This window comes from Herbaspirillum lusitanum P6-12, from assembly GCF_000256565.1.
In the GTDB taxonomy this organism is placed as follows: domain Bacteria; phylum Pseudomonadota; class Gammaproteobacteria; order Burkholderiales; family Burkholderiaceae_D; genus Herbaspirillum; species Herbaspirillum lusitanum.
Window position 1 is genome coordinate 1 of sequence record NZ_AJHH01000734.1, and the last position, 3,748, is coordinate 3,748.

General features: G+C 64.3%; 3 protein-coding genes and 1 pseudogene. All 4 read right to left on the reverse strand.

The genetic code is table 11. The annotated features are described in order from the left end of the window. Nucleotides 1–151: pseudogene (locus HLUSI_RS30445) on the reverse strand (ABC transporter ATP-binding protein); the annotation flags it as partial. Next, the gene (locus tag HLUSI_RS0123960) at nucleotides 151–1,941 is read right to left on the reverse strand and encodes a branched-chain amino acid ABC transporter ATP-binding protein/permease (RefSeq protein WP_040503858.1); all 1,791 of its coding nucleotides are present in this window, start codon (nucleotides 1,939–1,941) and stop codon (nucleotides 151–153) included. The gene HLUSI_RS0123960 and the pseudogene HLUSI_RS30445, both read right to left, overlap by 1 nt. Nucleotides 1,942–1,951: 10 nt before the next feature. Beyond that, nucleotides 1,952–3,004 (reverse strand): branched-chain amino acid ABC transporter permease, encoded by a 1,053-nt coding sequence (locus HLUSI_RS0123965; RefSeq protein ID WP_029363966.1) that lies wholly within the window; start codon nucleotides 3,002–3,004, stop codon nucleotides 1,952–1,954. 156 nt (nucleotides 3,005–3,160) lie between these two features. Beyond that, the coding region (locus HLUSI_RS30450; protein ID WP_269147439.1) for a MaoC/PaaZ C-terminal domain-containing protein at nucleotides 3,161–3,748 on the reverse strand (588 nt) is incomplete at its 5' end.

Consider the following 3,748-nt stretch of genomic DNA (forward strand, 5'->3'; position numbering starts at 1 on the left):
GGGCGCCGTTGGGGCCGATGACGGTGACGATCTGGCCGGCGCGCACTTGCAGTCCGGCGCCGTGCAGCGCCTTCACCTTGCCGTAGCGCGCGTGCAGGTTGCTGACGTTGAGCAGGACTTCGCCGTTGTTGATGATGGTATTTCCGGTCATTACTCCACTCCTCCGAGATAGGCTTCCAGCACGGCAGGATGGACCTGGATCTGCGCCGGCGTTCCCTCGGCGATCTTGGTGCCGAATTCCATGACCACGATGTGATCGGTCAGTTGCATCACGAAGTCCATGTCGTGCTCGACCAGCAGCACGGCCATGCCTTCGGCGCGCAGCTTCCTTAGCAGTTCGGACAGCGCCTCTTTTTCCTTGTAGCGCAAACCGGCGGCCGGTTCATCCAGCAACAGCAAGGCCGGATCGCAGCACAGCGCGCGGGCGATTTCAAGGATGCGTTGCTGGCCCAGCGCCAGGCTGCCGGCCGGACGGTACAGCATGTCGCCGAGGCCGACGCGTTCCAGCTGGCGTTTGGCTTCGAGCAAAATCTTGTCCTCTTCCTTGCGGTTCAGGCGCAGGACGCTGGCCAGTGCGCCGCCTTGCGCTGCACGGTCGCCGCGCAGGTAGGCGCCCATGGCGGCGTTCTCGAGCACGCTCATGCCAGGCACCAGGCGCACGTGCTGGAAGGTGCGAGCAATACCGCGGCTGGCGATCTGGCGCGACGACAAACCGGCGATGGAGCGGCCGCGATAATTGACTTCGCCGCTGGTGATCGGCAGCACGCCGGTGACCAGGTTGAAGGTGGTCGACTTGCCGGCGCCGTTGGGGCCGATCAGGCCGACCACTTCGCCGGCCTTGACCGAGAAGCTGACGTCGTTGACCGCCACCAGGCCGCCGAACTGTTTGCGCGCAGCCTTGACGTCGAGGATGACGTCGCCGGCGGCGGGCTTGTCCTTGTGCGCCAGCGCAGGCGCCTCCTCCGGCGCCCTGGCCGACGGCCGGCCCGGGAAGCGCGCCTGGATGAACGGCCACAGGCCTTCGTTGGCGTATTGCAGGAACAGCACCAGCGCAATGCCGAACACGATGGCTTCGAAGTTGCCGCCGGTGCCGAGCACGGCCGGCAGCCACTCTTGCAGGAAGTTGCCGAGCAAGGTGATCAGGCCGGCGCCGAGCAGCGCGCCCCAGACGTAGCCGGCACCGCCCACCACCACCATGAGCAGGTAATCGATGCCGTACTTGAGGCCGAACGGGGTCGGATTGACTGCGTGCTGCAGATGCGCATACAGCCAGCCGGACACGCCGGCCAGCATGGCGGCGTAGACGAAGATGACGATCTTGAGCCAGACCGTGTTGACGCCCATCGCTTCCGGCATGACGTAACCGAACTTGAGTGCGCGCACGGCGCGGCCGGTGCGCGAGTTGAGGAAGTTCTTGACCGACACCAGCGCCAGGATCACCACCACCCAGATCAGCACGTACATCGACTTGCCGCTGCTGAACTCGAAGTTGAACAGCGAAATCGACGGGATGCCGCCGATGCCGTCGTACTTGCCCAGGCTCTCCAGATTGCCGAACAGGAAGTACAGCGACAAACCCCAGGCAATGGTCGACAGCGGCAGGAAGTGACCGGAGATGCGCATCGTGACCGCGCCGATCAGCAGCGCCGAAACGCCGGTGATGAGCACGCCCGCCAGCAGGCCGATCCACGGCGACAGGCCGAATTGCGTGGTGACGTAAGCGGTGGTGTACGCGCCGATGCCGACGAATGCAGCCTGGCCGAACGAGGTCAGGCCGGCGACGCCGGTCAGCATCACGAGACCCAGCGCGACGATGCTGTAGAGGCCGACATACGACAACAGCGTGATCCAGAACGGCGGCACCGACAGGAACGGCAAGGCCAACACCACCAACAGGACAATGACCGGGGCAATGGCCGAGAGAACGAGTTTGTTTTTCATGTGTTCCACCTCAGGCTTCTTCATCGACGTGATTGCTGGTGAGCGAGCGCCACAGCAAGACGGGGATGATCACCGTGAAGACGATGAGGTCCTTGAACGAGCTGGCCCAGAACGAGGAGAAGCTCTCGATCAGGCCGACGCCGACCGCGCCGGCGGCGGCGATCGGATAACTGGCCAGGCCGCCGAAGATGGCGCCGACGAACCCCTTGAGCGCGATCAGGAAGCCCGATTCGTAATTGATGATCGTGAACGGCGCGATCAGGATGCCGCACAGAGCACCGATGCCGGCGCTCAGCGTGAACGACAGCTTGCCGGCCTGGTTGGTGCCGATGCCGACCAGGCGTGCGCCGAGGCGATTGACGGCAGTGGCGCGCAGGGCTTTGCCCGACAGCGTGCGTTCAAAGTAGAAATAGATGCCGACGATCAGCGCGACCACGGTGCCGATCACGATCAGGCTCTGGCCCGAAACGGTCATCTCGCCGATGGCGAATTGCGCATCGGTGAAAGGCAAGGTGTTGGAGCCTTCCGGGCCGAACATCAGCAGGCCCAGGCCGACCATCGCCAGATGCACGCCGAGCGAGACGATCAGCAGCACCAGGATGCTGGCGTGCGCCAGCGGCTGATAGGCCAGGCGATACACCATCGGCCCCATCGGCACGACGATGGCCAAGGCCAGCGCGATCTGCAGCAGCATCGGCAAGTCCTTGAGCGGGACGTAGAGCGTGACGGCGTAGATGGCGATCGGGAACAGCAGGTATTTGCCGGCCAGCAGCGGCAATTGACCGAGCAGCTTGCCGCGGCGGTCGGCGCGGCGCAGGCTGCCGGCCAGTTCGCACAGGATGGTCGCCACGCCCAGCACCACCATCAGCAGCGCGCTCTGCGGTGCATGGCCGGCTTGAATTGCCGCCAGGGTCAGTGCGCCGAAGGCGACGAATTCGCCTTGCGGCAACAAGATGACTCGCGTCACCGAAAAAACCAGTACCAATGCCAGCGACAGCAAGGCGTAAATTGCGCCCGTCGTAATGCCGTCTTGCACCAGGACCGCAAAGATACTTGCGTCCACGTCCATCCTCCCTTGGTTGCATGGCGGCAGGCGCGCGCCGTGCAGATTGAAATAGTGTGTCGAAGGCGAGCCTTCCGCCCTGCGTGCGCGTTCCTGGAAAACCGGGAGCGCTGCCGCAGGCTTTTTGTTATTGGATATTGCCGGGTATTACCGGTATTAATTCTTCTTGGCGACCAGCGTCAGGATGTCGTACGAGGCCACCAGTTCACCGTCCTGGTTGGTCACTTCGACGTCCCATGCGACCACGCCCTGGCCGACGCCGTTGACGTCTTTCTTGTTGCGGTCGATCTTGCGCTTGCAGGTCAGGCGTGCGCGGATGGTGTCGCCGATGCCGACCGGCTTGACGAAGCGCAGCGTGTCCAGGCCATAGTTGGCCAGCACCGGTCCCGGGGCCGGCGAGACGAACAGCCCGGCGGCGGCCGACAGCACAAAGTAGCCGTGCGCGATGCGCTTGCCGAACGGCGACTCCTTGGCGGCGATCTCGTCGAAGTGCATGTAGAAATAGTCGCCCGACAGACCGCCGAAGTTGACGATGTCGGCTTCGCTGACGGTACGGCGATGGGTCAGCAGCGAGTCGCCGATCTGCAGGTCTTCGAAGTGATGGCGGAACGGATGGATGTCGGACTCGCGCACGGCAGCGCCGCGCACGTGTTCGCCGGTAACGGCGGCCAGCATGGTCGGCGAGCCTTGCACCGCGGCGCGTTGCAGGTAGCGGCGGCGATCGGATAACTGGCCAGGCCGCCG

What these genes read in the sequence shown, in the direction of transcription:
- HLUSI_RS0123960 (WP_040503858.1), bottom strand. Translation starts at nt 1,941, where the DNA reads ATGAAAAACAAACTCGTTCTCTCGGCCATTGCCCCGGTCATTGTCCTG.